Raw genomic sequence first — 23,371 nt, 5'->3', positions numbered from 1 at the left:
TCTGGAGGCATAGTGAATAAACACTCTCTATTGAGGAAACAATTCCTTGTGATGGATTCCATCGACTTTACCGATAGTTCATCCCGCACCCCGTCACTCGACAATGAGCTGCTGAGTGCTTTCGTTGCCGTCGTGGACAACAATGGGTTTACTGCTGCCGCTAACCAGCTGCATAAGACGCAGTCGACCATTAGTCTGCGCATACGCACCCTGGAAGAACGGCTCGGCACCCGTTTATTACAGCGTACAAGCCGTCAACTGACACTCACTCAAGATGGTGAAACGTTTCTGGTCTACGCCCGACGCCTGTTGCAATTGCAACGCGAGGCGTTGAGCGTGCTTGGTCACGGCGACCACGACGGCATCATTCGTTTCGGCCTACCAGAAAATTATGCCGAAGCCTGGCTACCGGCACTGTTGGGCCGCTTTGCCGAACGCCATCCGCGCATTCGGCCACATATTCACTGCCGCATGTCGAGTGAACTCATCGAGTCATTGGAAGCGGGGGAACTGGATCTCGTACTGACCATTCAGCACAAAAGCCAACGGCATGGCGTATCAATGGGCCACGAGGAAGTGGTTTGGGCAGCGCATCGAGATTATTGTGTCGACCCCAGTGCGCCGCTCGCACTGGCGCTCTTCCCCGACCACTGCCCTTATCGAGAACGCGCCCTGGAAGCCCTTGCTCGCATGGGCAGGCAATGGTCGCTGGAATATACTACCCAAAGCCCCACCGGGCTGCGTGTTGCCGTCAACCAGGGCAAGGCCGTCACGGTTACTGATCAACGCGCCATGCCAGAGAACTGGCGCATCCTTGATGAAGCAGACGGGTTCCCGGCACTGCCACCTGCCGAGCTGACGGTTCGACAATCGCCGAGTTTCCAGCATCCAGCAGGGGATACGCTCATCGACTTACTGCGAGAACAACTTCTCTCCGATAACAGCCTCCACGACGCCTCATAGCCCTGCGACAACCTTTCCACGACTGCGTCCCAAGATGGCTATAGACCGGTGGGGGGATCTTCGATCTCCTGCGCCAGCCATTGGCGAAAAAGCTTGAGGTTGGCCGACTCTACCTGGTGTGGCCGGGTTGCCAACCAGTAGGAACGATGCCCGGTGACCTCGACATCAAGCCAAGATACAAGCTCCCCTCTATCCAGCTCACGGGCAACCATGTGCCGGTCAGCGATGGTCACCCCGACAGCGTTGACGGCGGCATGAATCGCCAATTCCAGCAGGTCAAACGCGATACCCCCGCTGGTCTTCACCCCTTCGATACCCGCCGCTGACAACCAGTGATCCCAGGTATGAAAGCGATCCTCACCCCAAAGGACATGGAGCAGCACCTGGTGATTGAGGTCGAGCGCATCACGACGCATAGACCCCCTGAGCTTGGGTGCGCAGACGGCGATATGACTTTCTTGCATCAAGTGAACTATCTCGGCATCCGACCACTCACCGGTTCCAAAACGAATCGCTGCATCCAGGTTTTCGTCTCCTGCAAGGTCGTCATCGGCGCGCGTAGTCAGGGACAGCTCCAGATCCGGGTGCAAGGATTTCAAGCGACCCAGCCGCGGGATCAACCATCGGTTGGCAAAGGTCGGGGGCGCATTCAGGCGCAGGTGGGGAACAGCATCTGGCTCTTGCAAGCCTCTTACGGTCCAGGCAATGCGATCAAAGGACTGACGCAGTACAGGTTGCAACCGGCGCCCCGCGTCGGTCAGTCGAAGGTGGCCTGAACCGCGCTGGAAAAGCGACACCCCCAACTGCTCCTCCAGCAGCTTGACTTGACGGCTGACTGCGCTCTGAGTCACGCAGAGGCGCTGTGCCGCCAGGGTAAAACTCGCACACTCGGCGGCGGCCTCGAAGGCCTTGAGAGAATTGAGTGGGGGTAAAGTGCGTGACATTTGCCGGAGCCTCATTGGGTGATTTTTTCGCAGCAACTTACCAGATAATGTCAGTAATCACCTGCCCAATACCAGCCTTGCATGAGTTATAGGAATACCCGGGGTTCGCTTTCGTCGTTTGTGGGGCCACAGCTGAGCGCCTAGTATCACGCCGACATGCCAACTCACCGCCGAGGTTATTAGATGACGGACCGCTCCCACGCCGACTGGCAGAACCGCGCAAGCACTCTCCCTCTACCGCAACTGGCCTATATCGACGGACAATTCGTCCACGCTCTCAACGGCGCCACTTTTGCAGCCGAGAACCCGGCCACCGGTCAGGTACTAACGGATGTGGCGGCTTGTGACAACGCCGACGTCGACCTCGCCGTCGCCAGTGCTCGCCGCAGTTTCGAGAGTGGTGAATGGCGAGACCTGCCGCCCACCGAACGCAAATCGCGCATGTTGGCATGGGCGGATGCCATTGAGGCACAGCTAGACGACATTGCGTTACTTGAGACCCTGGAAACCGGCAAGCCGATCGGCCAGACCACAACCGTGGATGTGCCCGGCCTGGTCGGAGGGCTGCGCTGGTATGCCGAATCACTCGACAAGCTTTACGGTGAGACGGCACCTAACGGCTCAACGAGCGTCTGCCTGATAGACCGTGAGCCGATGGGCGTGGTGGCCGCCGTGGTGCCATGGAACTACCCCTTGATTATCGCGAGCTGGAAGATCGGCCCGGCACTGGGCGCGGGCAACTCGGTGATCCTCAAGCCCGCCGAGCAGTCTAGCCTGGCAACGCTCAAGGTGGCCGAGCTTGCCCAAGGGGCTGGTATTCCCTCGGGCGCCTTCCAGGTGGTCACAGGGCTTGGCCACATCGCTGGCAAGGCATTGGGCCTGCATGACGGCGTCGATGCTGTTGGTTTCACCGGTTCCACTGAGGTCGGGAAAGCCTTTCTTGAGTATTCCGCGCACTCCAATATGAAGCGCATCGGTCTGGAGTGCGGCGGCAAGAGCCCGCACATCGTCACGCGCGATGTGGAAGACCTGGACACCATCGCCATGTCGGTCGCCTATGGCGTCTGGTACAACCAGGGCGAGACCTGCCACGCGGGTACCCGCCTGATTGTCGATCGAACCGTCAAGGAAGCGCTGCTTGCCAAACTCCGCGTCTGGGCCGAGGCACTAAAGCCCGGCGACCCCCTCGACCCCGCCGTACAGATGGGGGCGATGATTGAACAGGCGCATATGGAAAAGGTGCAGGGGTATCTCGATCAGGGCCAGCGCGAAGGGGCGCAACGGCTGTTCGGCGGCGAGCAGGTTCGCAGCGAGAGCGGCGGTTACTACCTGACCCCGGCCGTACTCGACGATGTCACCAACGATATGCGGGTGGCCCGCGAAGAGATATTCGGCCCTGTGCTGGTGGTGATTACCGTGGACGACTTGGATGAGGCATTGGCCATCGCCAATGACACCGACTACGGCCTGGGAGCAGCGATCTGGACAGATCGGCTACGCGACGGCCACCGCGCCGCTCGTGCCTTGCGCGCGGGCACCGTTTGGGTCAACTGTTACGACCACACATCGATCAATGCGCCGTTTGGTGGCTACAAGCAATCCGGCCAGGGCCGCGACAAATCTCTCCATGCCTTTGATAAGTACACAGAACTCAAGACCACCTGGATCGAGATTTGAGCCCTATGCCCCTGAATCATTTTCACACCGGACGTCAGACACCGATCATCGCGGGACCTGGCAGCCTTGAGCAGCTACCTGAGCTTCGTCACCGCCTGGGTGCCAGCCGTTACATGGTCATCAGTGACCAGGGCCTTGCCGCGACCGGCCTGGTCGATGCCCTGGTCGACAACCTGACAGCTGATGCTGAGGTAGATACCTTCCTGGCACCGACGGGCGAACCCAGCGTCGCTACCGCCGATGCGGCCGCAGCCGAGGTACGTGCCCTGCCCGGCCGCCCATTGGTGATAGGGCTGGGCGGCGGCACCGCATTAGACATCGCCAAGCTGGTCGCCGCACTCGCAGAAAGCCAGGGCGATATGGAAAATTACCTGCTGGCCAGAACCCCCTGGTCAGGGCGCGTACCCGCCGTGATGGTGCCAACGACCTCGGGTACCGGCTCCGAGGTCACACGCACGTCGATCCTCACCGACGCAGAGGGACGCAAGCTTTGGGCCTGGGGCGACGAATTGCTACCCGACGCGGTCCTGCTCGACCCGGTGTTAACCCGTGGCCTGCCCGCCCCGCTCACCGCCACCACCGGCCTGGATGCCTTCGTCCACGCGTTGGAGGCCACTACCGGCCAAGGGCGACACACTTTTATTGAAGCGCCAGCGCTGCAGGCCATCCGCCAGGTAGGCGAGACGCTGCCCATGGCGGTGACCAACCCTCATGACCTGGTGGCCCGCCAACGCATGCAGGAAGCCGCTTGCCTAGCGGGCCAGGCCATTGATAATGGCGGTACCGGCATCGCACACAATATCGGCCATGCCCTGGGTAGCTGTTACCACTTACCCCATGGTGTCGCCGTAACGCTGGCGCTGGAAGCGTCACTGGCGTGGTCGGTGGCAGACAATGAGGCATGTTTCGCGCCAGCGGCCCATGCACTGAAAGCCGGGAGCAAGGCACAAGAGCTGCCCAGGCTATTCCGCGAACTTGCTGATCAGACCCACTTCAATCAAGCCCTTGCCCCCTTCACCACGCAGACACTAGACGCTGAGGCGCTAGCCTTGACCATGCAAAAAGACGAGAACGCGCCCATGGCCCACAACGCAGCCCGCCGTCCAACTGTCGAGGACTGGCAATGGCTCGCTGACGCCACTGTATCTGTGTTCGAGCGCCGTGTTGCCGAGCTTGCCACCCAGAACCGGGAGATCAGCGCATGAACGTGATTGAGCGCATCGAGATCAGCCAGCACCAGTGCGAGCTCGACCCACCCTTCCCCGCGGCCTGGGATAGCCAACCCAGGCAAAAGTTTCCTGCCGCTATCGTTCGCGTGATCGACAGCGAAGGCCGTGAAGGCATCGGCTCGGGCGATGCCATGTATGGCTTCGACGACTTCCGGTCACTATTCATTGGGAAAGACCCCTTAGCCATCGAACGCCATAGCGCCGTTATCGACAACATCGGCTTTCATGCCGGGCGTTGCTGGCCACTGGAAGTCGCTCTATGGGACTTGATCGGCAAGATCAAGGCACAACCGTTATGGCAATTGCTGGGCGGCACCTCGTCGCGCCTGAAGGCGTACGCCTCCAGCGGTACTCATCGACCTACCGAGCAGGTCGTTGCCCTCGCCGAGCAGATTCGCGACGCGGGCATCACCGCCATGAAACTACGCTTTGGCCGTCACCGGCTCGACGATGATCTAGCGGTGCTCGCGGCGGTACGTGATGCCGTGGGACAAGAGCTGGATCTGATGGTCGACTGCAACCAGGGCTGGCGGATGCCCTGGGATACCCAGGCCCCCTGGGACCTGGCCAAGGCAAGCGAGGTGGCTGAGGAGTTGATTCGCCATCATGTGCTGTGGATGGAGGAGCCGCTCTATCGCGGCGATTATCCTGGGATGCGCGCCCTCAACGACCTGACCGGCGAGCGGCTGAAAATCGCCGGTGGCGAGATGACCCGTGAACCCTACGAATTCCGCGAAATGCTGCGACAGCAGTGTCTTGACGTCTACCAACCGGACGCCGTCTGCTCAATCGGGCTTCTCGGCTTATCCAGACTGGCGAAAGAGGTCACCACGGCAGGCAAGTGGTTCACACCGCATACCTGGGGAAACGGCATCGGCCTTGCCGCCAATCTGCATCTCACCGCCGGGGCGGTTGGTCCAGAAGGCTGCCCTTATCTGGAGTACCCCTTCGACCCACCAGAATGGACACCCGAGGTTCGCGACTTTCCGCTGACGACCGCTATCAAGCCCGATGCCGAAGGCTGGCTGACGCTCTCTGATGAGCCTGGCCTCGGCATCACACTGGATGAAGCACGCCTGACGGACACCTGCGCTAATCAGGCAACTTGGCAATAGCGCATGTGCACGGGGGTTCTTAAGAGCCCAATTCATTGAGCGATCAGCAAACATCCCGCCACAAACCCGGCAAAAAGCCGGGTCCAGGTGGGTCTCGTATAAGCTCAATTCATAAGCAATCAACGTCCATTCCAGCCTGAAAATTGTCTACCACTTTCTGGATCGAAATACCCTGCCGCAATGAAAAACCGCCCATCAGAAGCGTCTGATAAGCGGTTCTTTATTATTGGACGTCAGCCTGTCATAAGTCCTTTTAACTCACATTTGAGTCTACGCCTCCAGGTACACCACGTGGCTGTGAGTGTACTCGTAAAGACCATGCTTACCGTCAGCGCCACCGACACCGGATTTGCGAACCCCAGCGTGAAAGCCCTGCATGGCTTCGAAGTTTTCACGGTTGACGTAGGTTTCACCAAAATCAAGCCCTCGACACGCTTGCATTGTATGCTTGAGGCTGCGCGTATAGACGGATGACGTGAGGCCATAGTCGGAGTCATTGGCAAGAGCGATCGCCTCTTCCAGGTCATCAACGATCTGAACGGGCAATACCGGACCAAAGATTTCCTGCCGCATAATCGCCATCTCCTGGCGACAACCAGCCAACACTGTCGGCTGATAGTGGTAACCGGCACCAAGGTCGGCGACATTGCCACCAGTGATCAGCTCAGCGCCTTCTCGCTGGGCGGTTTCAACCATCTTGGCTACCTTATCGAGGCCCGTTTGGTTGATCAGTGGCCCCATGTCCAGATCGTTGCGGGCAAGCGGGTCCCCGTAGCGAGTGGCATCCATCGCCTTGGCCATCTTCTCAACGAAGGCATCGGCAACGCCGCGCTGAACATAGACACGCTCGGCGCAATTGCATACCTGGCCGCTATTGATGACGCGTGAGCCATGAATGGCCTTCACTGCCAAGTCGATGTCAGCGTCGTCAAGGACTATCGCCGGGGCCTTGCCGCCCAGCTCCAGATTAAGCTTGGTGATATTGTCTGCGGCATTGGCCATTATGCGCGACCCGGTGGCGACACTTCCCGTGAAGCTGATCATGTCGACCTCGGAGCTGGACGTCAGAGCGCTGCCTGTAGTTGCACCGCTGCCGCTGACCACATTGAAGACGCCCGGCGGTAACCCCAGCGTATCGACCAGCTTGGCAAACTCGAAGCAGTTATTGGGGGTCTCTTCACTGGGTTTAATGACAATGGTGTTCCCTGTCACCAGTGCTGGCGCCATCTTGCGGGCAATCAGAAAGAACGGAAAGTTCCAAGGCAGAATGCCCGCGACAACCCCCAGCGGCTTACGGAATAAAAAGATATTCTCACCGGGCCGATCACTCTCAATGATCTCCCCTTCAATACGACGCCCCCACTCGGCCATATAATCCAAATAATCGGCCGTAAAGTTCACCTCGGTTTCGGCCAATGCAATGACCTTGCCCTGCTCTTCGGTGATGACACGTGCCAGAGAAGCGACGTTTTCGCGCAGCTTACTTGCCAGTCGGTGCAAAAAGGCCGCCCGTTCCACAGCAGGTCGTGCGCCCCAGCCCTTCTGAGCCGCCCGGGCGGCAGCCAGGGCACGCTCAACATCAGCGCTTCCGGACTCCGGCACTCGAGATAATAACGCCTGGTTCGCCGGATTATAGACCTCAAGGTGATCGTCTACCGACTCAAAGGCGCCATTGATATAGTTCTGATAGATGGTGGGCTGGCTCATGGTACGACTCCTGTATTGTTATAAATGGAAGTGCATTAATAGGTGGACGAGACCGTCGCAGCGGAGGTCCCATCCTTGTAACGCGCGATGGTTTCCAGCGCTGCCTGACGTAGTAAGCTGATATCAATGCCCACGGCAATGAACTGGCAGCCCATCGATTGGTAACGACGTGCATCAGCTTCTGCAGGGGCCAGGATGCCTACAGGTTTGCCAGCTTCCTGGACAGCCTTGATGGCATGGGCGATGGCAGCCTGAACATCAGGGTGTCCAGGGTTGCCTGGCTGCCCCATTCCCACCGAGAGATCAGCTGGGCCAACAAACACGGCATCCACGCCCTCGGTGGCGGCAATTTCTTCCACATTCTCGATTCCTCGTGGAGACTCCACCTGCACAACCAGGCAGAGTTCTTCATGCGCATGTGCCAAGTAGTCGTCGACGCCGTCCCAACGGGTAGCACGCACCAGACCTCCCCCCACACCTCGCATGCCGTGGGGTGGATAGCGCATGGCACGCACCAGCGCTTTTGCTTGCTCGGCGTCTTCAACCATCGGCACCATCAGCGTTTGAGCACCAACATCCAGCAGTTGCTTGATCAATGACGGATCGTGATTAACGGTTCGCACCACAGGCGCGGAATCATAGGGCGCCACGGCCTGCAACTGAGCCAGAATCGCTGGCACCGTATTGGGTGCATGCTCACCATCGATCAACAGCCAGTCGAAACCGGTAGACGCTGCTATCTCAGCAGCATAGCCAGTGGCAAAGCCGGCCCACAGTCCGTATTGGACATTTCCGCTCAGAAGCCCTGCCATGAATTCATTCTTGGGTATTTTCATTGTTTAATCCCTGTTCAAGAAAACCTAGTCAATACAACCTAATCAAAGGCCCCAAGTAATTCAGGCAGCCCCAGGGTAATCATTGGTACATACATGATGCACAACAGCCCTATCACCAGGACCGTAAAGAAAGGTATGAGGGGGCGCATCGTTTTCATGTAATCGACTTGAGCGATCTTGCACCCCATCAAGACAATCAATGCAACAGGCGGGGTCAACGAACCCAGCAGTAGCGCCACGATCACTACAATAGAAAAATGAATCATATCGAAGCCAAACATCTGGGCGATGGGCGTCAGAATAGGCACTACAAGGATTAAGGCGGATATGGTTTCCACAAACATACCTACCAATATCAGTGCCAGGACGATAAGCAACAAGATAATCGCCGGTTCATTCGTGACACTCGATAGCCAGGCCGCCATCGCAGCAGGTACGCCCTGACGAGCAATAATCCAGCTAAATAAGGCGGCGCTGCCCAATATGATTAAAATGCTGGCAGAGGTAACCACAGACTGGTAAGCAAAGCGATAAGTCTTCTTGAAGTCGAGGCGATGAGTCAATAATCCAAAGCAAAGGCCGTATACCACCGCCACAATTCCTGCTTCAGTCGGTGTAAATAAACCACTCTGGATGCCACCGACAATAATGACTGGCATAACTAATGCAGGCGCAGCCTTAAGAAAAACCCTGACGGTTGCACCGAAACTAGCTCGGGTGTGACGCGGGGCACCTATTTCATTAGCTTTCCAGTAAACGACGATCATCATTATAAAGGCCAGGAACAAGCCAGGTATAATGCCTGCCAGGAATAGAGTGCCAATCGATAGCCCCGTCATGGCACCATAAATCACCATCAGCAAGCTGGGGGGAATAATGGGGCCCAGGATCGCCGACGCCGCTGTAATCACCACCGCCCATTCGGGACGATACCCCTCCTTTTTCATGGCCGGTATCATCATCCCGCCAACGGCAGCAACATCAGCCGATGCAGAACCTGATATGCCCGAAAAAAGAACACTTGTCATGATATTTACTTGGCCAAGTCCACCTCGTATATGACCAACTAAAGACCGGGAAAAACCGACAATGGCTGAGGTAATCCCACCATAATTCATCAAGTTTCCGGCAAATATGTACAACGGAATGGCAAGCAGAGGAAAACTATCCAGCGAACTGAAAAAACGCTGAGGGAGTACTAATAACGGCACCCCACCATCGATAACGAGTACAGTCACAGCACTAAGCCCCATCGCGAAGGCAATCGGTATGCCCAGCGCAAGGAGTGCTGTAAACAAGCAGAACATCAAAGCAACAATCATATTCTTTTACCTGGATCTGACGGCTCTTTAATTTCTTTTCCACGAACGAGAAAAGCAATTATCGTAAGAATGCTCCCCAAGGGGATCGGCGCATATAACCATGCCCTTGATATACCCAGAGATGGCTGCATAGTGCCCAAAGACCGTTCCATGAATAAGTATCCCCAATATGCCAACATTCCGCAGAATACGACGGATAAAATGGAAACGATGACTTGCCTAAATGCTTCAAGATGGGAGCTTTTAAAATTAAAGAGCTCCACTTTGATTTCTTGATACTGGTAGACCACCACAGGAGTTCCCATCAGCACCAACCAGACCAGGAGCATCCTCACCACTTCTTCTGTCCAAAAAAGCGGTAAACCCAGTAGAAAACGGTTGATCACCTGAATGAAAATCAGAACCATGATCGCCGCAAAGATAGCGACGACCATGGCTCCCAAGGTGGCAAATGCATGATCCAGGTAACGACGCATTTGCACGCTCCTCACTCAATCATTGTTGCTCGATGGAATTGAGCAGTTCAGTGGCGTTGATCTCTGCTGCAAACTCTTCGCGAAAGCTTGCCGAGGCTTCCTGGAAAGGCGCCTGGTCAACCTCATTAATGGCAATGCCTTCTTCTTCCAGCTTCTCGAACCAGGATGCCTCGCGCTCAGACCACTCGCTGCGCTGCATTTCAGCGGCCTCAATGGCGGCACGGGTCACTGCCTCGCGGTCGCTTTCGGAAAGGTTGTTATAGAAGCTTTCATTAATGGCAAAGCTGCCATCGAAGAGAATGTGTCGCGTTTTGGAGAGTGATTCAGCTACTTCAAATATCCGGAAGGTATAACCGACTTCGGGCGTCCCCTCCATCGCGTCAACAAGGCCCGTCTGCATGGCCGTATAAACTTCAGGCATCGGGACAGGTGTTGGCTGAGCGCCAAGTGTAGAGAACGTACCCACAAAAACAGGGGATTCAGGCACACGTATCTTCAAATTCTCGAAGTCCTCGGGCGTCTCGATGACGTCGTCAGCCAGATAGGTGTCGCGATAACCTGCCAAAATCCAGTTAAGCGGCCTGACCCCTGACGTATCGACCAACTGTTCAATCAGACTATCGCCGATCTCACCCTGGACCACACTATTCCAATGCTCGACGTCACGATAAAGGAAGGGAAGCGTCAACAGACCAAACTCAGGTACATAGTTCGCGTATAGTCCTGACTCTCCATAGCCCATTTCTAACGTGCCTAGCTCCACAGATTCGATGATTTCCCGCTGTCCGCCCATTTGCCCGGCCGGGAGTATTTCAACCTTGACGTTCCCGTCGCTATATTCACTGGCTAAGTCGCGAAATCGCTCGGCAGCGAGGTGCTGCTCTGATTCTGTAGGCAGATGGTGCGCAAAACTAATGGTTGTCTCAGCCATGGCACCACCGAAAGGCACCGCGAACAGTAGGCTTGCCAAACCTAAGTGCAATGGAAAGCGTGCTTTTTTAATGGCGTGGTCGTTTATTTTCATTGTGTGCTCCTTGGTTTTAGTTACTACATCCCACTTACGATGGGTTTTATAAGTTTGAAAACGTCATTCAGTGCTCATAGGGCCTGGAAAGTGGGCATTCTGGATTCAATCGAACACCAAACCCAGGCTTATCAAGCGCAGAAGCCGACATCCGCCCATTGACCGGCACCGGTTCGTCCAGTAGTAGCGGATTAAACATGGGCGCCACCTCATCCGCGTTTGGCGCCATCATCAAGAACTCGGCGAAAGGGCTGTTGTGCCGTGTGATGACAAAGTGATAGCTGTAAACGGATGAGCCATGCGGCACGACCAACTTGTTGTGAGCATCGGCTAATGCGGAGATTTTGATCAATTCAGTAATCCCGCCGCACCAACCCACATCCGGCTGAATAATGTCACAGCAATCCATTTCAAGAAGCAGGCGGAAGCCCCAACGTGTTGCCTCATGTTCGCCGGTGTTGACCAGCATGCCCTTGGGGACATCGCGCTTGAGCTGGGCATAGCCCCAGTAGTCATCGGGTGGGAGGGCTTCTTCAATCCACTTGAGGCCGAATTCATGTGCTCCTTGGGCAAGCCGTGTCGCGTAATTGACATCAAGGCTCATCCAGCAGTCGTACATCAGCCAGAAGTCTTCGCCTACGGCACTGCGCATATCCGCCAGTTTCGACAGATTACGGGCCATACCTTCTTCACCCTCGGCCGGTCCGTGAACAAGCGGCATCTTGCCGCCAATGAAGCCAAGCTTCTTGGCCAGGTCGGGGCGGGGCCCGGTAGCGTAAAAAGTGAGTTCGTCGCGTACAGGGCCACCGAGCAACTGATGAACCGGCTCGCCGCGGACCTTGCCAAGCAAGTCCCACATGGCAAGATCAACACAGGAAATCGTGTTGATCACCACGCCCTTGCGGCCATAGTAAAGCGTGGCGTTAAACATCTGGTCCCAGACCTTTTCGATCTCGGTGACCTGCTTCCCTTCGATAAAGCGGGCCAGATGCTTTTCGACGATCCAGGCGCCAATCTCACCACCCGTTGTCACCGCAAAGCCAACCGAACCATCACTGGCCTCAAGCTCGACCACCAAGGTGCCTAGAACATTCAAGCCAAAGCTGCGACGGGTCATACGGTAGTCGGGATATTTGCTCATCGGCGTCGCGATCTGAGAATCGATCCAGTGGCCTTCGGCCTGATCGTGATAGTCAGCACCGCCCCCGCGAACGGTATAGGCTCGCACCTGTTTGATAGTCACTTCGCTCATGGACTTACCTTGTGAATGGGAGTTGATTGATACCTGCAAACCTACCCATGGAGGAAACAATCAACCAATGCCATTCATATGGTTTGTGATACCTTTTTGTTATCGGTAGCCGGAAAGCCACAGACCAGCGCTCCTTTTTAACATTAGCCGTTATTCATATTGCGCTTTTATTAGACTAATGTATGCCTCTTATTCACATTTATGCATGCATAATTTTGACGTATCGAATCAAAAGGATGATGAAGATGGAGGGGTTTAAAGCACTGCTCAATCGACTGCGCTACAAACATTTGCTGATGATCTCAATGCTTGGTAAGCACCGTAATCTCCATCAGGCGGCCGATGCTATGTATATGTCCCAACCCGCCGCCACTCGTATGCTAAGCGAGATAGAAAAAGGATTTGGTTGCCAATTATTCGAACGTACCGCGCGAGGCATGAACCCGACGCCAGTCGGGGAAATGCTGATCGACTTTGCCGATAATGCCTTGACCCGCCTCGATCGTTGCGCCGAAGAGGTTTATCGCTATCAACTTGGTGAACGGGGGCAATTGACGGTCGGGTCTATCGTGGGTGCCGCACCGGACCTTGTCGCCAGCGCCATCATAGAAATGAAACGCCAGCGCCCACGACTTCAGGTTCGCTTAATGGGAGAAACCAGCGATCAGCTGATGGAACTGCTTGAGCAAGGCAAGGTGGACTTGGCCATTGCCCGTTACGCCAATGCCATACAGCACAACCAGTTCGACTTCGAGCCGCTTGGCAACGAAACGCTGGTGACGGTTGTGCGCGCTGGCCATCCACTATGTTCGGGTTCGCTTCCCACACTGGAAACGCTGCTCGATGAATGGCCATGGATCCTGCAGCCAATGCAAACGCCGGCTCGACAGGCGTTAGAAAAGCAATTCGAAACTGAAGGTTTAGTATCCCCAAGGGATATCATCGAATGCAGCTCGATTTTTGCCGCCCTACAATTGGTGCAGAAAAGCGATGCCCTGATGGTCATGGCAGAAACCGTACTACGCGACCATCTGGGGGCCGGATTGATTGAAAGGCTCCCTATATCCCTGGGCCGTGCCCTTTCTCCTTTTGGCATCCTGGTACGCAAGGATACGCTCTATGCTGAACCCGTTAATCAATTCCGAGAACTACTGCGGAATGCCTCTCGGCAATTAAGCTGACGTTCTGATAACTGAGACATAAAAAAACCGGCATCAATCACCTCTGAATTGATACCGGCCTATAGCTCTGTCAGCAGCCGTCAGCTATTCACGCTTACCATCCACCAAGCGCGATACCCGCCACGGGTTGCCGTCCTTGAGGGGCTCGGGCAGAAGCGCTTCCGGCAATGCCTGGTAGCACACCGGACGCAGGAAGCGGAAGATCGCCGCGCTGCCCACCGAGGTGGTGCGGCTGTCGGACGTTGCCGGGTAAGGCCCGCCGTGCACCATGGCATGGCAAACTTCGACCCCGGTCGGCCAGCCGTTGGCGAGCACCCGCCCTGCCTTGCGTTCCACGATCGGCATCAGCGCCCTGGCCGCTGGCAGGTCACCGTCATCCAGTTGTAGGGTAATCGTCAATTGGCCCTCGAGCTTGGACGCCACACGCCTCAAGTCGTTATGGTCAGCACACTCGATGACCAGTGAGGTCGCGCCGAAGACTTCCTCCTGCAGTTCAGGCTCATTGAGGAAATCCTCCGCCGTCGTCACGAACAGCCCCGCCCGGCATTGGTTGGGCGACTCCCCCACCTGGCCGCGCGCCGCTTCGCGGACCTTGTGACTGCTGGACAGCCTGGCGACGCCCTGTTCATAGGCGTCGTGGATGCCAGGGGTCAGCATCGTCTGGGACGCACTGCCCTTGACGCCTTCCGCCGCCGCTGCGATGAAGTCATCGAGCTCGGGACTCTTGATGGCGATCACCAGGCCGGGGTTGGTACAGAACTGGCCCGCGCCCATATTGAGCGAGCCGACGAAGCCGTCGGCGATCTGCTCACCACGCGCCTTGAGCGCTTCGGGCATCAGGAACACCGGATTGATCGAACTCATCTCCGCATAGACCGGGATCGGCTGCGGGCGCGCCTGCGCCGTCTTCATCAGCGCGTTGCCTCCGCTCCGCGAACCGGTGAAGCCCACTGCCTGGATACGCGGATCGGCGACCAGGGCCTGACCGATCTCACTGCCTGAGCCAAACAGCAGCGAGAAGGTGCCCTCCGGTAGTCCGCAGGCTGTCACCGCCCGCTGCACCGCACGCCCCACCAGCTCAGAGGTGCCGGGGTGGGCGGAGTGGCCCTTGACGACCACCGGACACCCGGCTGCTAACGCCGAGGCGGCATCACCCCCGGCGACCGAGAAAGCCAGCGGGAAGTTGCTGGCACCGAACACCGCCACCGGCCCCAGGCCGATATGGCGCTGTCGCAGGTCGGCGCGCGGCATCGGTTGACGGTCCGGCATGGCCGGGTCGATGCGCACATCGAGCCACTCGCCAGCGCGTACCACATTCGCGAACAGACGCAGCTGGCCACAGGTCCGGCCACGCTCGCCTTCCAGGCGCGCCCTCGGCAGGCCGGTTTCGGCCATGGCACGTTCGATCAGCACATCGCCGATGCCCTCGATCTCGCTGGCGACCATGTCGAGAAACGCCGCGCGCGCTTCGGGAGACGTCTCGCGAAAGGTGGCGAAGGCCGTCTCGGCAAGCTCACAGGCACGCTCCACCTCGGTTCGGGTGCCGCCCATATAGGTGGGCGCGAGACGCTCGTTGGTGGCCGGATTGATGGCGTCGATAGGTCTGGAACTGCCACTGACGGCCGACTGGCCGATAAGTAACTTGCCTTCCAGGGTCATGGATAAACTCCTTGTGTCATGCAGTCCTTAGAGTGATTTCACGTCGACAGGCGTACCGTCCGCTTCAAAGCGAAGCGGGTTACGCAACGGCCGACCGAACTCGGCGAGACTGATCTCGAAGCGATCACCCTCGCGGGTGCGAATATTGTCGGCAAAGCTCAGGGTGGCGGTGCCGAAGAAATGCACGTGCACATCGCCCGGGCGTCGAAAGCCTGCGTACTTGAAATGATGGTGCTCGAGGTTCGCCAGGCTGTGCGCCATATTGGCCTCGCCGGTCAGGAAGGGCTTCTCCCAGAGCGTCTCATTGCCACGCACGATACGGCTGACGCCCTCCAGGTGAGCTGGAAGCGCTCCCACCCACAGTTCCGGGCCGAAGCTGCAGGCACGCAGCTTGGAATGCGCCAGCCACAGGTAATTGAAGCGCTCGGTGACATGGTCCGAAAACTCATTGCCGATCGCGTACCCCACCCGCCATGGGCTACCGTCATCGCCAATCACATAAAGACCGGCCAGCTCGGGCTCCTCCCCTGCATCCTGGGCGAAGTGCGGCACGGGCATGTCGGCCTCCGGGGCGACCACGCAAGCACCGTCGCCCTTGTAGAACCATTCGGGTTGAGCCCCCTCTTCACCGGGCGCTGGCTTACCGCCCTCGACCCCCAACTTGAACATGCGCATCGAGTCGGTAAGCTCGTCCTCGCTCACTTGCGTCTTGGCATGCATGGCCGAGCGCGTATCGGCGCTCCCCAGATGGGTCAGGCCGGTGCCGGTCACCAGACAATGGGCCGGGTCCGGATGTGTCAGCGGGGGCAACAGCCGCTTGTCGTCGATCAGCTGTGCATAATCGAGCCGCGTCGGCGTCAGCGCGTTTTCAACCGCTTCCGTCAACGACTGCCCCGCCGCCATCGCGCGGCGGGCCAGAGTGTAGGTATCGGCATCGAGCAGACGCACCTCTTCTGCACTCTCGACCAGCGCAGCGCACGGCGCGCCCTCATGGAGACACTGGATCAATCGCATGATGAGCCTCACTCGATGATATGAAATTGATCAAAATGATCATGGTTAAGCGACAGACCAAGGCCCGGCACATCATCATCCAGATCGATGAAGCCATTCACCGGTTCAGGGTCTCCCTTGAACAGGTAGTAGAAGAGCTCATTGCCGATCTCGACGTCATGGACGGGGAAGAACTCCGACATGGGCGAGGCCAGCGTCGACATGGTCAGGTGGTAGTTATGCATCTGGCCGGCGTGGGGAATGACCGGAACGCTGAACGATTCCGCCAGGGCATTGATCTTGCGGGCCGCGGTGATACCACCGACACGGTTGGTATCGTACTGGATGACCGAAATGGCACGCTTCTCCAGCAGCTGACGGAAGCCATAATGGGTGAATTCGTGCTCACCGCCGGAAATCGGAATGCTGGTGAGCTGGTTCAGCTCGGCATAACCGTCGATATCGTCCGCCAGTACGGGTTCCTCGAGCCAGCGGGGCTCGAACCGCTCCAGCTTGGGCAGCATGCGCTTGGCGTATTCCAGGTTCCAGCCCATATAGCACTCGAGCATCAGGTCGACATCGTCGCCAATCACTTCGCGCACCGCGGCCACACTGTTCAGATTTTCACGCATGCCGGACGGACCGTCTTTGGGACCATAGCCAAAGCGCATCTTCATGGCGGTGAAGCCCTGGTCGAGGTACGACTGGGCTTCGTCCTGCATGCTTTTAAGATCGGTACGGTAGAGCTTTGACGCATAGCAGGGAATTTTTTCCTTGGTACGGCCACCCAGCAGCTTGAAGACCGGCTTATTGACCGCCTTGCCCATGATGTCCCAGATGGCGATATCGACACCCGAGATCGCCGCCATGCCGATCCCCTTGCGCCCCCAGGCATGGGTCGCGCGATACATGCGCTGCCAGAGATACTCATAATCAAACGGGTCCTGACCGATTACCAACGGCGCCAGGTACTGGTCGATAATGGCCTTGGCAATGGGCGGCGCCAGCGCCACGTTACCCAGCCCTACCAGGCCGGTATCGGTTTCGATCTCGACCGTGGTCCAGCCGTGGAAGCGGAAGGTCCCCATGGAATCGCTCTTGTCCCAGAGTTCATCCATGGCGTTCGAGCAGAAATGCGCCTGAGCGGGGACGGTGTGGCCTTTCCACTCAAAAACACGTGCTTTGACCTGTGTAATTTTCATGTGCGGTGTTTCCTTGTAAACGAACGATTATCCAGCGACGGCTTCCAGGCGCTGACGTCTCAGATTCCCACCCATCTGGCAGGCAATGGTGAAGGCATTGCGGGTCGGGTTGACGTCGGCGTTGCCGGTGCCCGCGATATCAAAAGCCGTACCGTGAGCAGGCGTGGTGATGGGAATGGGCAGACCACCCTGCACCGTGACGCCCTGCTTGAAGCCCATCAGCTTGATCGCGATCTGCCCCTGGTCGTGGTACATGGTGACGATGGCGTCATACTCGCCATCCCGGGCCTTGATGAAGATGGTGTCGGCAGGAAACGGCCCGGCTACCGGGTAACCCTGCGCCTTGCACGCCTCCACAGCAGGCGCGATGACCTCGATTTCCTCACGCCCGCAGGTACCACCCTCGCCCGCATGGGGGTTGAAGGCCGCCACAGCAATTCGGGGGGCGTCGTTGCCCGCCAGCTTCAGGGAGTCATAAATCAGGCGACTGGCCGCGACGATACGGTCCTGAGTCACGTAGCTGGCGGCGTCCTTGAGCGGAATGTGTGACGAAATGCGGGACGTCCAGAGATCACCCAGGGTATTGAACTCGCAGAAATAACCGGTGACCCCCAGCTTCTCGGCAAAGAAGTGCAGTTCGTCCTCATGCGCCAAGCCCCCTTTCTTCATCGAGAACTTGTTGAGCGGGGCGAAACAGATGGCATCCACCTCGCCTGCCTGCGCAGCCTCCAGGCAGCGCGACAATACCGCCAGCACCGAGGCGCCGCCTTCTGCCGTTTCTTCCGCGTAACCGACAGCACCCTGGGCAACGCTATCCACAGGCATGAAAACTGGCCCATCATGCTGGCGCGCCTCGGCAAAGCGCTCGACTTCTGGCAAGTCATGGGCCTGGCCACCAACGCGCTGGCCCTCCTGCCACAGCCAGCGGTCGCCCACCAGCACGGTATGCACATTGTTGAAAAGCGCTGCCTCGGCGAACAGTTTTGCAATCAGCTCAGGGCCAATGCCAGCGGGGTCGCCGAGCGTCACGGCGATGACAGGGCGTATATCGGACATAGTGAGCTCCATATCAATAGAAGAAGTTAACGAGCGTCATGGGAATCGCTGGTACATAAGTGACGAGCATCAGCACCACGAACAGCACCAGAATCATTGGGAAATTGACCTTCGTGGTTTCCCACATGTCGGTCTTGGCAATCGAGCAGGATGTCGCCAGCACCGACGCCACCGGCGGCGTCTGCTGGCCGATGGCCAGGTTGAGCGTCAGAATCAAGCCGAAATGGATAGGATCGATACCGATCTGGTGAACCAACGGCATGACGATGGGCACGACCAGAATGATCGCTGCCGCCCCGTGCAGGAACATGCCCAGCAGCAGGAGCAATACGTTGAGCAACGCCAGCACCAGCACAGGATCTTCAGTAATGGCGGTAATTTCGCTGGCCAGCTGTTGAGGGAGCTGCATTTCGGTCAAGAACAGGCCGAGCACGGCCGAGGTCGCCACCAGCAGCATCACCACCGCGGTCTGGGTAACCCCCTCAATCACGGCGCGATAAAGGATCTTGAAGTTCAGTTCCCGGTAGACGAGCCCACCGATCAGCAGGGCCGCCAGCACGGCGATACCGGCGCCTTCCGTCGCGGTGACAAACCCACCGAAGATGCCACCCAGGATGATCACTGGCAGCAGGAGTGCCCAGAAAGCCTCCTTGAACGCCTTGCCCAGGGTGCTGAGCGAAAACGACTCTTCGCGGGGCAAGTCATACTTGACCGCATAGTAATAGCAGGCACCCGCCAGGCCCGCAGCGCCGATCAGCCCGGGTACGATACCGGCGACGAACAGTTTGACGATGGACGTATCGGCGATCGCGCCATACAGAATCATCGACAGCGACGGCGGAATGATGATGGCCAGAGACGCCGACGAGGACGTGATCGCGGCAGAAAAGTTGGGGTTGTATTTGCGCCGTTTCATTTCCGGGATCAATACCGACCCGGTGGCGGCCACATCGGCAACGGCGGACCCGGATATCTCGGCAAAAAACAGCGAGACCCCGACATTGACCATCGCCAGGCCACCCCGAACGAAGCCGACAATCGCGGTGACCAGGTTGATGAGCCGCAACGAAATGCCGGATGTGTTCATCAACGCCCCGGCGAAAATGAACAGCGGGATAGCAATCAGAGGAAACTTGGTCGCCCCGTTGAACAGCGTGAGCGGAACGTTCACCAGGGCGTCAGCCCCCATGTTCAGATAGACGCCCACGACGCCCACCACCCCGATGGCCACGGCGATCGGCACGTTGACCAGGACCAGGGCAAAGAGCGCGGCGATAATGATCAACAGTGTCATGCGCGATACTCCTTCAGGTCTTCCTCGGCTTGGCGGATGGCCGCTTCGATCTCTTCCGCGTCACCGTCCACGCCGCTGCGCATCTTGCGCCATGCCATGGGCATACTGAGCAGCTCACAGACAATGAACAGTACGGCGCTGATCGGAATGACCGACTGGGTCACATCCAGACCGATCCAGGGCAGTGACACCAGGTTATCCCAAGCAAGGATGTCGAGAACGACATAACCGTAGTAAGCGATCACCAGGAAGAAGCCGATGACGACGACTTCCGAGAAAATGAACAGGCTGGCACGAATGGCTGCTGGCGCGCGGCTGACCAGCCCGGGAAAGCCCATATGGGTTCGCTTGAGGGCTGCCAGATTGGCACCGTAAAAGCTCAGCCATGCCAGGCCGATAGAGGCCACCTCGTCGTACCAGGAGAACGAGTTGCCGACCATACGAAACCCCACAGCGGCAATGACGATCGAGGTTAGCGCCAGCAACAGAAACACGGTCAGCGCTTCAAGAAACCGTTCCAGCAGTCGATTGACACGACCCAGTAAACTCATGGCGTAGCCCTCCTGCGCTTGAGTGAGAGAGGGCGCCGTGACGGCGCCCGTTGGGGATGACATCCGGCGTTACTCCTCGGCCAACGCCATGGCCCGGTCCACCAGTTCCTGACCGCCGTCTACTTTCTCGGCAAATTCCGCGTAGACCGGGTTGCTGGCCTCGACAAAGGCATCGCGATCCACCCGGTTGACCTCCATACCGTCGTTACGCATGGCCTCCAGCAGTGAGTTATCGAGTTCGGCCCCTTTTGCAAGTGCCCAGTCCTGCGTCTCGATAGCAACTGCCGTAATGGCAGCACGAACGTCCTCAGAGAGCTGCTCCCAGCCACCCTTGCCAGCGGTCAACCAGATCGGCGAATAAACGTGATTGGAAAGCGAGAGATAATCCTGCACTTCCTGGAACTTGGCCCCGTTGATATTGCTGAGCGGGTTCTCCTGCCCATCGACCACGCCGGTCTGCAGGCCGACAAAGACTTCGGAAAACGCCATCGGGGTGGGGTTGGCACCCCAGGTATCGAACATCAGCGTGCGCCACTCACTCTGAGGCGTGCGGATCTTCAACCCCTCCAGGTCGCCGGGTTCGTTGATGGGGCGTTCATTGTTGGTGATGTGACGGAAGCCATTTTCCCAGGTAGAGATGATATTGAGCCCCTGTTCTCCAGCGCTCTCGGCCAGATCCTGCATCACGATCTCGCGATCGATACGCTTTAGGTGGTCCCGGTCCTTGACCAAAAAGGGCATATCGAACAGGGCGAATTCGGGGGAGACCGATGACATGATGGAAGAGATCCCCGCGAGGTCGACCGTACCGAGCCGCAGCTTCTGGACGAGCTGCCTCTCGTCGCCCAACTGGCCGCTGTGGTAATACTCCACCTGATGATTGTCGCCAAGGCGGTCCTGCAGGCGGTCGGCGAATTCCTGCGCCGTTTGGCCCTGCAGGCTGTTGGGGGTACCACCGATCGCGAAGACGATTTTGTCAGCCTGGGCATGCGTACTGGCGATGGCCAGAGTGAGAGCGGAAACGCCGAGTAGCTTCTTGAGCATGATGCACTCCTGGATTGTAATTGGTTTTGCTTCACTGGACTGCTGGTTGGTTAACCAGACCAGTAGTACAGAAACTTAAACCGCTCATCAGGTACCGTCAAGCACTGAATTAAGGCGTTATACCTTTGTCGAAAGGACCAGAAAGGGGATGTAGTATTTGATCAGCTTATGGTCTATTATCCAGACCAGCTGAGACAGGAGGGATCATGAGCAACCCGGCATTCGCTTTCGAAAAAACACTCAAGAATCGGACCAAGAAAGAAATCCTGGCCGACAAGCTGACCGACATGATCCTGACCGGGCTGCTAAGAGACGGCGATGAATTGCCCAGCGAGCGTGAGCTGGCGCAGTTATTTGGCGTGAGCCGCGAAACCGTCCGCGGGGCACTCGCCCAGCTAACGGCCCACGGCCTGATCAGCGTCTCCCATGGCAGCAAGACACGCATTCGCGCGGATGAAGAAACGTTGGCACGTTGCCGCCCCGCCACTGCTGACGGCACATCCCGCGAAATGAACCGCTTTGACGTGGACAGCGTGTTCGAAAGCCGCATTGTGGTGGAAGCTGCCATAGCCCGGCGTGCCGCCATCAATATCGACGACAAGGGCATCGAAGGCCTGGAACAGCTACTCGACGCCCAAAGCCGACTGTTCGACGCCCCCGTGCATTTCCAACTCTCCGACCAGAACTTCCACAAGCTGATATCGGAATACGCCAACAACGAGATCCTGCTGCGCTACGCCGAAGAGCTTTATGCCTTTGGCCTTCATATCCGCCGCCAGGTAATGCGCGAGCCCGGTGCCATCGAACGCAGCTATCACGAGCACCGGCATATCGTGGATGGCCTGAAACGCGGCGACCCGGACGCCGCCGAACGCGCCATGCTCGCCCACCTGGATAGCGTCTATCGCACCACCAAGACCAAGTTGACGACCAGCCAAACATAGCCTTAATGATCGAGCCACCGTAGGCTATCGCCCGACGAAGTCTGGCTCCTAAAAGGGCTGAGTACCAACCACCAACGCATGTGCATGGGGGTTCGTAGATACCGTCTCTCGATACCAGCTGCAAGGAGGATTTATACCCCTTGCGGCCGATATTCACTTTGTGACTTCAACACGCCGAAAGCGATGTGTACCAATTTGCGCATAGCCGCCCCCAGTGCCGACAGTGTTGGTTTGCCACGGGCTTTGAGTCGTGCAAATTGCTCGCTGATATCAGGGTTGCATCGGGTCGACACGACGGCGGCCATATAAAGCTTCCGGCGGACGCTGGGCGTCCCTGCCTTGGAAAGGTGGGATCGTAACTTCACCGACGAGCCTGATTCTTTCAATATAGGCACCAGGCCTAGAAAGGCGGCTGCCTGCCGAGCGCTACGGAAATCTCGGCTGCGTAGCGTGGCGACCAAGCGAGCTGATAGAACGTTGCCGATACCAGGAATACTCTTGAGTAGTTTGCGATCCTGTTTAAGCGGCGGATGTGCCTCGAAATGGTCCGTGATCGCCTGCTGTAGCCGCTGTACTTCTCGCTCAAGGGCGACCAGCATATAGCTAATGGATTCGCTCGCTTGAGTGTCAGTGTTGAACTCGGCCTTCTCCAGGCGGTTACGCTCGCGCTGCAGGTCGTCTTCTACGGCCTCTAACCGGTTGATAAGGCGCTTGAGCTCTCTCACCTCAGTTGGTTCTGGCTGCCACGGTTGAGGGTTGCGTTCGATCCCATAGCGGGCAAGCATCATGCTGTCTTTACGATCCGTCTTGCTGCGGACCCCCATTCCCTTGGCGTGATGGCGCACCTGGGCAGGATTCAGTACGTACACGGTGGCACCAACGTCATGCAGCCAGTAAGCTAA

At 57.7% G+C, this 23,371-nt stretch carries 21 protein-coding genes; 6 read left to right on the top strand and 15 right to left on the bottom strand.

Translation table 11 applies throughout. The features are described from left to right. The first annotated feature begins 51 nt into the window (after window positions 1-51). Window positions 52-963, top strand: coding sequence for a LysR substrate-binding domain-containing protein (locus R3F64_RS10015; RefSeq protein ID WP_268901185.1), 912 nt, complete (start codon window positions 52-54; stop codon window positions 961-963). Between the two features lie 38 nt (window positions 964-1,001). On the opposite strand, the gene R3F64_RS10010 is transcribed toward R3F64_RS10015, so the two are convergent. Continuing rightward, window positions 1,002-1,907 (bottom strand): LysR substrate-binding domain-containing protein, encoded by a 906-nt coding sequence (locus tag R3F64_RS10010; protein WP_085917309.1) that lies wholly within the window; start codon window positions 1,905-1,907, stop codon window positions 1,002-1,004. 183 nt (window positions 1,908-2,090) lie between these two features. On the opposite strand from R3F64_RS10010, the gene R3F64_RS10005 reads away from it, so the two are divergent. From R3F64_RS10005 to R3F64_RS09995, 3 genes are read left to right on the top strand one after another with little or no spacing between them, the layout of a single operon-like run. Beyond that, window positions 2,091-3,584 carry an aldehyde dehydrogenase gene (locus R3F64_RS10005; protein ID WP_332611217.1) on the top strand — a complete coding sequence of 498 codons (1,494 nt, stop codon included), beginning with the start codon at window positions 2,091-2,093 and terminating at the stop codon, window positions 3,582-3,584. 5 nt (window positions 3,585-3,589) lie between these two features. Next, window positions 3,590-4,789 (top strand): iron-containing alcohol dehydrogenase, encoded by a 1,200-nt coding sequence (locus R3F64_RS10000; RefSeq protein WP_332611433.1) that lies wholly within the window; start codon window positions 3,590-3,592, stop codon window positions 4,787-4,789. After that, a complete protein-coding gene (locus R3F64_RS09995; protein WP_332611215.1) occupies window positions 4,786-5,928 on the top strand; it encodes a mandelate racemase/muconate lactonizing enzyme family protein in 1,143 nt (380 codons plus the stop codon). The genes R3F64_RS10000 and R3F64_RS09995 overlap by 4 nt, the downstream gene beginning before the upstream one ends. Window positions 5,929-6,198: 270 nt before the next feature. Here R3F64_RS09995 and aldA read toward each other — a convergent pair whose 3' ends face one another. From aldA to rhmD, 6 genes are all read right to left on the bottom strand, one after another. Continuing rightward, a complete protein-coding gene (gene aldA, locus R3F64_RS09990) occupies window positions 6,199-7,635 on the bottom strand; it encodes an aldehyde dehydrogenase (RefSeq protein WP_332611213.1) in 1,437 nt (478 codons plus the stop codon). A gap of 35 nt (window positions 7,636-7,670) precedes the next feature. Continuing rightward, window positions 7,671-8,471: an HpcH/HpaI aldolase family protein gene (locus R3F64_RS09985; RefSeq protein WP_332611211.1), complete on the bottom strand. Its 801-nt coding sequence runs from the start codon at window positions 8,469-8,471 to the stop codon at window positions 7,671-7,673. A 38-nt stretch (window positions 8,472-8,509) separates the two neighbouring features. Then, the gene (locus R3F64_RS09980) at window positions 8,510-9,793 is read right to left on the bottom strand and encodes a TRAP transporter large permease (RefSeq protein WP_230447492.1); all 1,284 of its coding nucleotides are present in this window, start codon (window positions 9,791-9,793) and stop codon (window positions 8,510-8,512) included. Further along, window positions 9,790-10,269 carry a TRAP transporter small permease gene (locus R3F64_RS09975; RefSeq protein ID WP_268900884.1) on the bottom strand — a complete coding sequence of 160 codons (480 nt, stop codon included), beginning with the start codon at window positions 10,267-10,269 and terminating at the stop codon, window positions 9,790-9,792. The genes R3F64_RS09980 and R3F64_RS09975 overlap by 4 nt, the downstream gene beginning before the upstream one ends. Before the next feature lie 19 nt (window positions 10,270-10,288). Next, window positions 10,289-11,293: a TRAP transporter substrate-binding protein gene (locus R3F64_RS09970; RefSeq protein WP_268900885.1), complete on the bottom strand. Its 1,005-nt coding sequence runs from the start codon at window positions 11,291-11,293 to the stop codon at window positions 10,289-10,291. Between the two features lie 67 nt (window positions 11,294-11,360). Continuing rightward, window positions 11,361-12,545, bottom strand: coding sequence for an L-rhamnonate dehydratase (gene rhmD, locus R3F64_RS09965; RefSeq protein ID WP_268900886.1), 1,185 nt, complete (start codon window positions 12,543-12,545; stop codon window positions 11,361-11,363). Between the two features lie 182 nt (window positions 12,546-12,727). On the opposite strand from rhmD, the gene R3F64_RS09960 reads away from it, so the two are divergent. Then, entirely contained in the window at window positions 12,728-13,726 is a 999-nt protein-coding gene (locus tag R3F64_RS09960; RefSeq protein WP_268900887.1) for a LysR family transcriptional regulator, read from the top strand. Window positions 13,727-13,810: 84 nt separating this feature from the next. Here R3F64_RS09960 and R3F64_RS09955 read toward each other — a convergent pair whose 3' ends face one another. Genes R3F64_RS09955 through R3F64_RS09925 form a run of 7 tightly spaced genes read right to left on the bottom strand, consistent with a single transcriptional unit; the run spans window position 13,811 to window position 21,525 of the window. Then, window positions 13,811-15,385 (bottom strand): aldehyde dehydrogenase (NADP(+)), encoded by a 1,575-nt coding sequence (locus R3F64_RS09955; RefSeq protein ID WP_332611205.1) that lies wholly within the window; start codon window positions 15,383-15,385, stop codon window positions 13,811-13,813. Window positions 15,386-15,412: 27 nt separating this feature from the next. Beyond that, window positions 15,413-16,399, bottom strand: a complete 987-nt coding sequence (gene araD1 / locus R3F64_RS09950) for an AraD1 family protein (RefSeq protein WP_332611203.1) — start codon at window positions 16,397-16,399, stop codon at window positions 15,413-15,415. An 8-nt stretch (window positions 16,400-16,407) separates the two neighbouring features. Continuing rightward, window positions 16,408-17,580 (bottom strand): L-rhamnonate dehydratase, encoded by a 1,173-nt coding sequence (locus R3F64_RS09945; protein ID WP_085917303.1) that lies wholly within the window; start codon window positions 17,578-17,580, stop codon window positions 16,408-16,410. Window positions 17,581-17,607: 27 nt separating this feature from the next. Then, the gene (locus R3F64_RS09940) at window positions 17,608-18,636 is read right to left on the bottom strand and encodes a 4-hydroxythreonine-4-phosphate dehydrogenase PdxA (protein ID WP_085917302.1); all 1,029 of its coding nucleotides are present in this window, start codon (window positions 18,634-18,636) and stop codon (window positions 17,608-17,610) included. Between the two features lie 13 nt (window positions 18,637-18,649). Further along, window positions 18,650-19,930: a TRAP transporter large permease gene (locus tag R3F64_RS09935; RefSeq protein WP_085917301.1), complete on the bottom strand. Its 1,281-nt coding sequence runs from the start codon at window positions 19,928-19,930 to the stop codon at window positions 18,650-18,652. After that, the gene (locus tag R3F64_RS09930) at window positions 19,927-20,544 is read right to left on the bottom strand and encodes a TRAP transporter small permease (protein WP_332611199.1); all 618 of its coding nucleotides are present in this window, start codon (window positions 20,542-20,544) and stop codon (window positions 19,927-19,929) included. The genes R3F64_RS09935 and R3F64_RS09930 overlap by 4 nt, the downstream gene beginning before the upstream one ends. 6 nt (window positions 20,545-20,550) lie before the next feature. Next, a complete protein-coding gene (locus R3F64_RS09925; RefSeq protein ID WP_268900890.1) occupies window positions 20,551-21,525 on the bottom strand; it encodes a TRAP transporter substrate-binding protein in 975 nt (324 codons plus the stop codon). A 206-nt stretch (window positions 21,526-21,731) separates the two neighbouring features. On the opposite strand from R3F64_RS09925, the gene R3F64_RS09920 reads away from it, so the two are divergent. Then, the gene (locus R3F64_RS09920; protein ID WP_332611194.1) at window positions 21,732-22,469 is read left to right on the top strand and encodes a FadR/GntR family transcriptional regulator; all 738 of its coding nucleotides are present in this window, start codon (window positions 21,732-21,734) and stop codon (window positions 22,467-22,469) included. A gap of 131 nt (window positions 22,470-22,600) precedes the next feature. On the opposite strand, the gene R3F64_RS09915 is transcribed toward R3F64_RS09920, so the two are convergent. After that, the coding region (locus R3F64_RS09915) for an IS110 family transposase (protein WP_332611192.1) at window positions 22,601-23,371 on the bottom strand (771 nt) is incomplete at its 5' end.

It is taken from the genome of Halomonas sp. 5021 (genome assembly GCF_036663435.1).
GTDB classification, from domain to species: domain Bacteria; phylum Pseudomonadota; class Gammaproteobacteria; order Pseudomonadales; family Halomonadaceae; genus Vreelandella; species Vreelandella janggokensis.
Note: the sequence above shows the minus strand (reverse complement) of the source record. Positions and strands in the feature narration are given on the sequence as shown.

Excerpts from the sequence above, each read along its gene's own strand:
- R3F64_RS10015 (WP_268901185.1), top strand. The coding sequence starts at position 52 with ATGGATTCCATCGACTTTACCGATAGTTCATCCCGCACCCCGTCACTC.
- R3F64_RS10010 (WP_085917309.1), bottom strand. The coding sequence starts at position 1,907 with ATGTCACGCACTTTACCCCCACTCAATTCTCTCAAGGCCTTCGAGGCC.
- R3F64_RS10005 (WP_332611217.1), top strand. The coding sequence starts at position 2,091 with ATGACGGACCGCTCCCACGCCGACTGGCAGAACCGCGCAAGCACTCTC.
- R3F64_RS10000 (WP_332611433.1), top strand. The coding sequence starts at position 3,590 with ATGCCCCTGAATCATTTTCACACCGGACGTCAGACACCGATCATCGCG.
- R3F64_RS09995 (WP_332611215.1), top strand. The coding sequence starts at position 4,786 with ATGAACGTGATTGAGCGCATCGAGATCAGCCAGCACCAGTGCGAGCTC.
- aldA (WP_332611213.1), bottom strand. The coding sequence starts at position 7,635 with ATGAGCCAGCCCACCATCTATCAGAACTATATCAATGGCGCCTTTGAG.
- R3F64_RS09985 (WP_332611211.1), bottom strand. The coding sequence starts at position 8,471 with ATGAAAATACCCAAGAATGAATTCATGGCAGGGCTTCTGAGCGGAAAT.
- R3F64_RS09980 (WP_230447492.1), bottom strand. The coding sequence starts at position 9,793 with ATGATTGTTGCTTTGATGTTCTGCTTGTTTACAGCACTCCTTGCGCTG.
- R3F64_RS09975 (WP_268900884.1), bottom strand. The coding sequence starts at position 10,269 with ATGCGTCGTTACCTGGATCATGCATTTGCCACCTTGGGAGCCATGGTC.
- R3F64_RS09970 (WP_268900885.1), bottom strand. The coding sequence starts at position 11,293 with ATGAAAATAAACGACCACGCCATTAAAAAAGCACGCTTTCCATTGCAC.
- rhmD (WP_268900886.1), bottom strand. The coding sequence starts at position 12,545 with ATGAGCGAAGTGACTATCAAACAGGTGCGAGCCTATACCGTTCGCGGG.
- R3F64_RS09960 (WP_268900887.1), top strand. The coding sequence starts at position 12,728 with ATGCCTCTTATTCACATTTATGCATGCATAATTTTGACGTATCGAATC.
- R3F64_RS09955 (WP_332611205.1), bottom strand. The coding sequence starts at position 15,385 with ATGACCCTGGAAGGCAAGTTACTTATCGGCCAGTCGGCCGTCAGTGGC.
- araD1 (WP_332611203.1), bottom strand. The coding sequence starts at position 16,399 with ATGCGATTGATCCAGTGTCTCCATGAGGGCGCGCCGTGCGCTGCGCTG.
- R3F64_RS09945 (WP_085917303.1), bottom strand. The coding sequence starts at position 17,580 with ATGAAAATTACACAGGTCAAAGCACGTGTTTTTGAGTGGAAAGGCCAC.
- R3F64_RS09940 (WP_085917302.1), bottom strand. The coding sequence starts at position 18,636 with ATGTCCGATATACGCCCTGTCATCGCCGTGACGCTCGGCGACCCCGCT.
- R3F64_RS09935 (WP_085917301.1), bottom strand. The coding sequence starts at position 19,930 with ATGACACTGTTGATCATTATCGCCGCGCTCTTTGCCCTGGTCCTGGTC.
- R3F64_RS09930 (WP_332611199.1), bottom strand. The coding sequence starts at position 20,544 with ATGTCATCCCCAACGGGCGCCGTCACGGCGCCCTCTCTCACTCAAGCG.
- R3F64_RS09925 (WP_268900890.1), bottom strand. The coding sequence starts at position 21,525 with ATGCTCAAGAAGCTACTCGGCGTTTCCGCTCTCACTCTGGCCATCGCC.
- R3F64_RS09920 (WP_332611194.1), top strand. The coding sequence starts at position 21,732 with ATGAGCAACCCGGCATTCGCTTTCGAAAAAACACTCAAGAATCGGACC.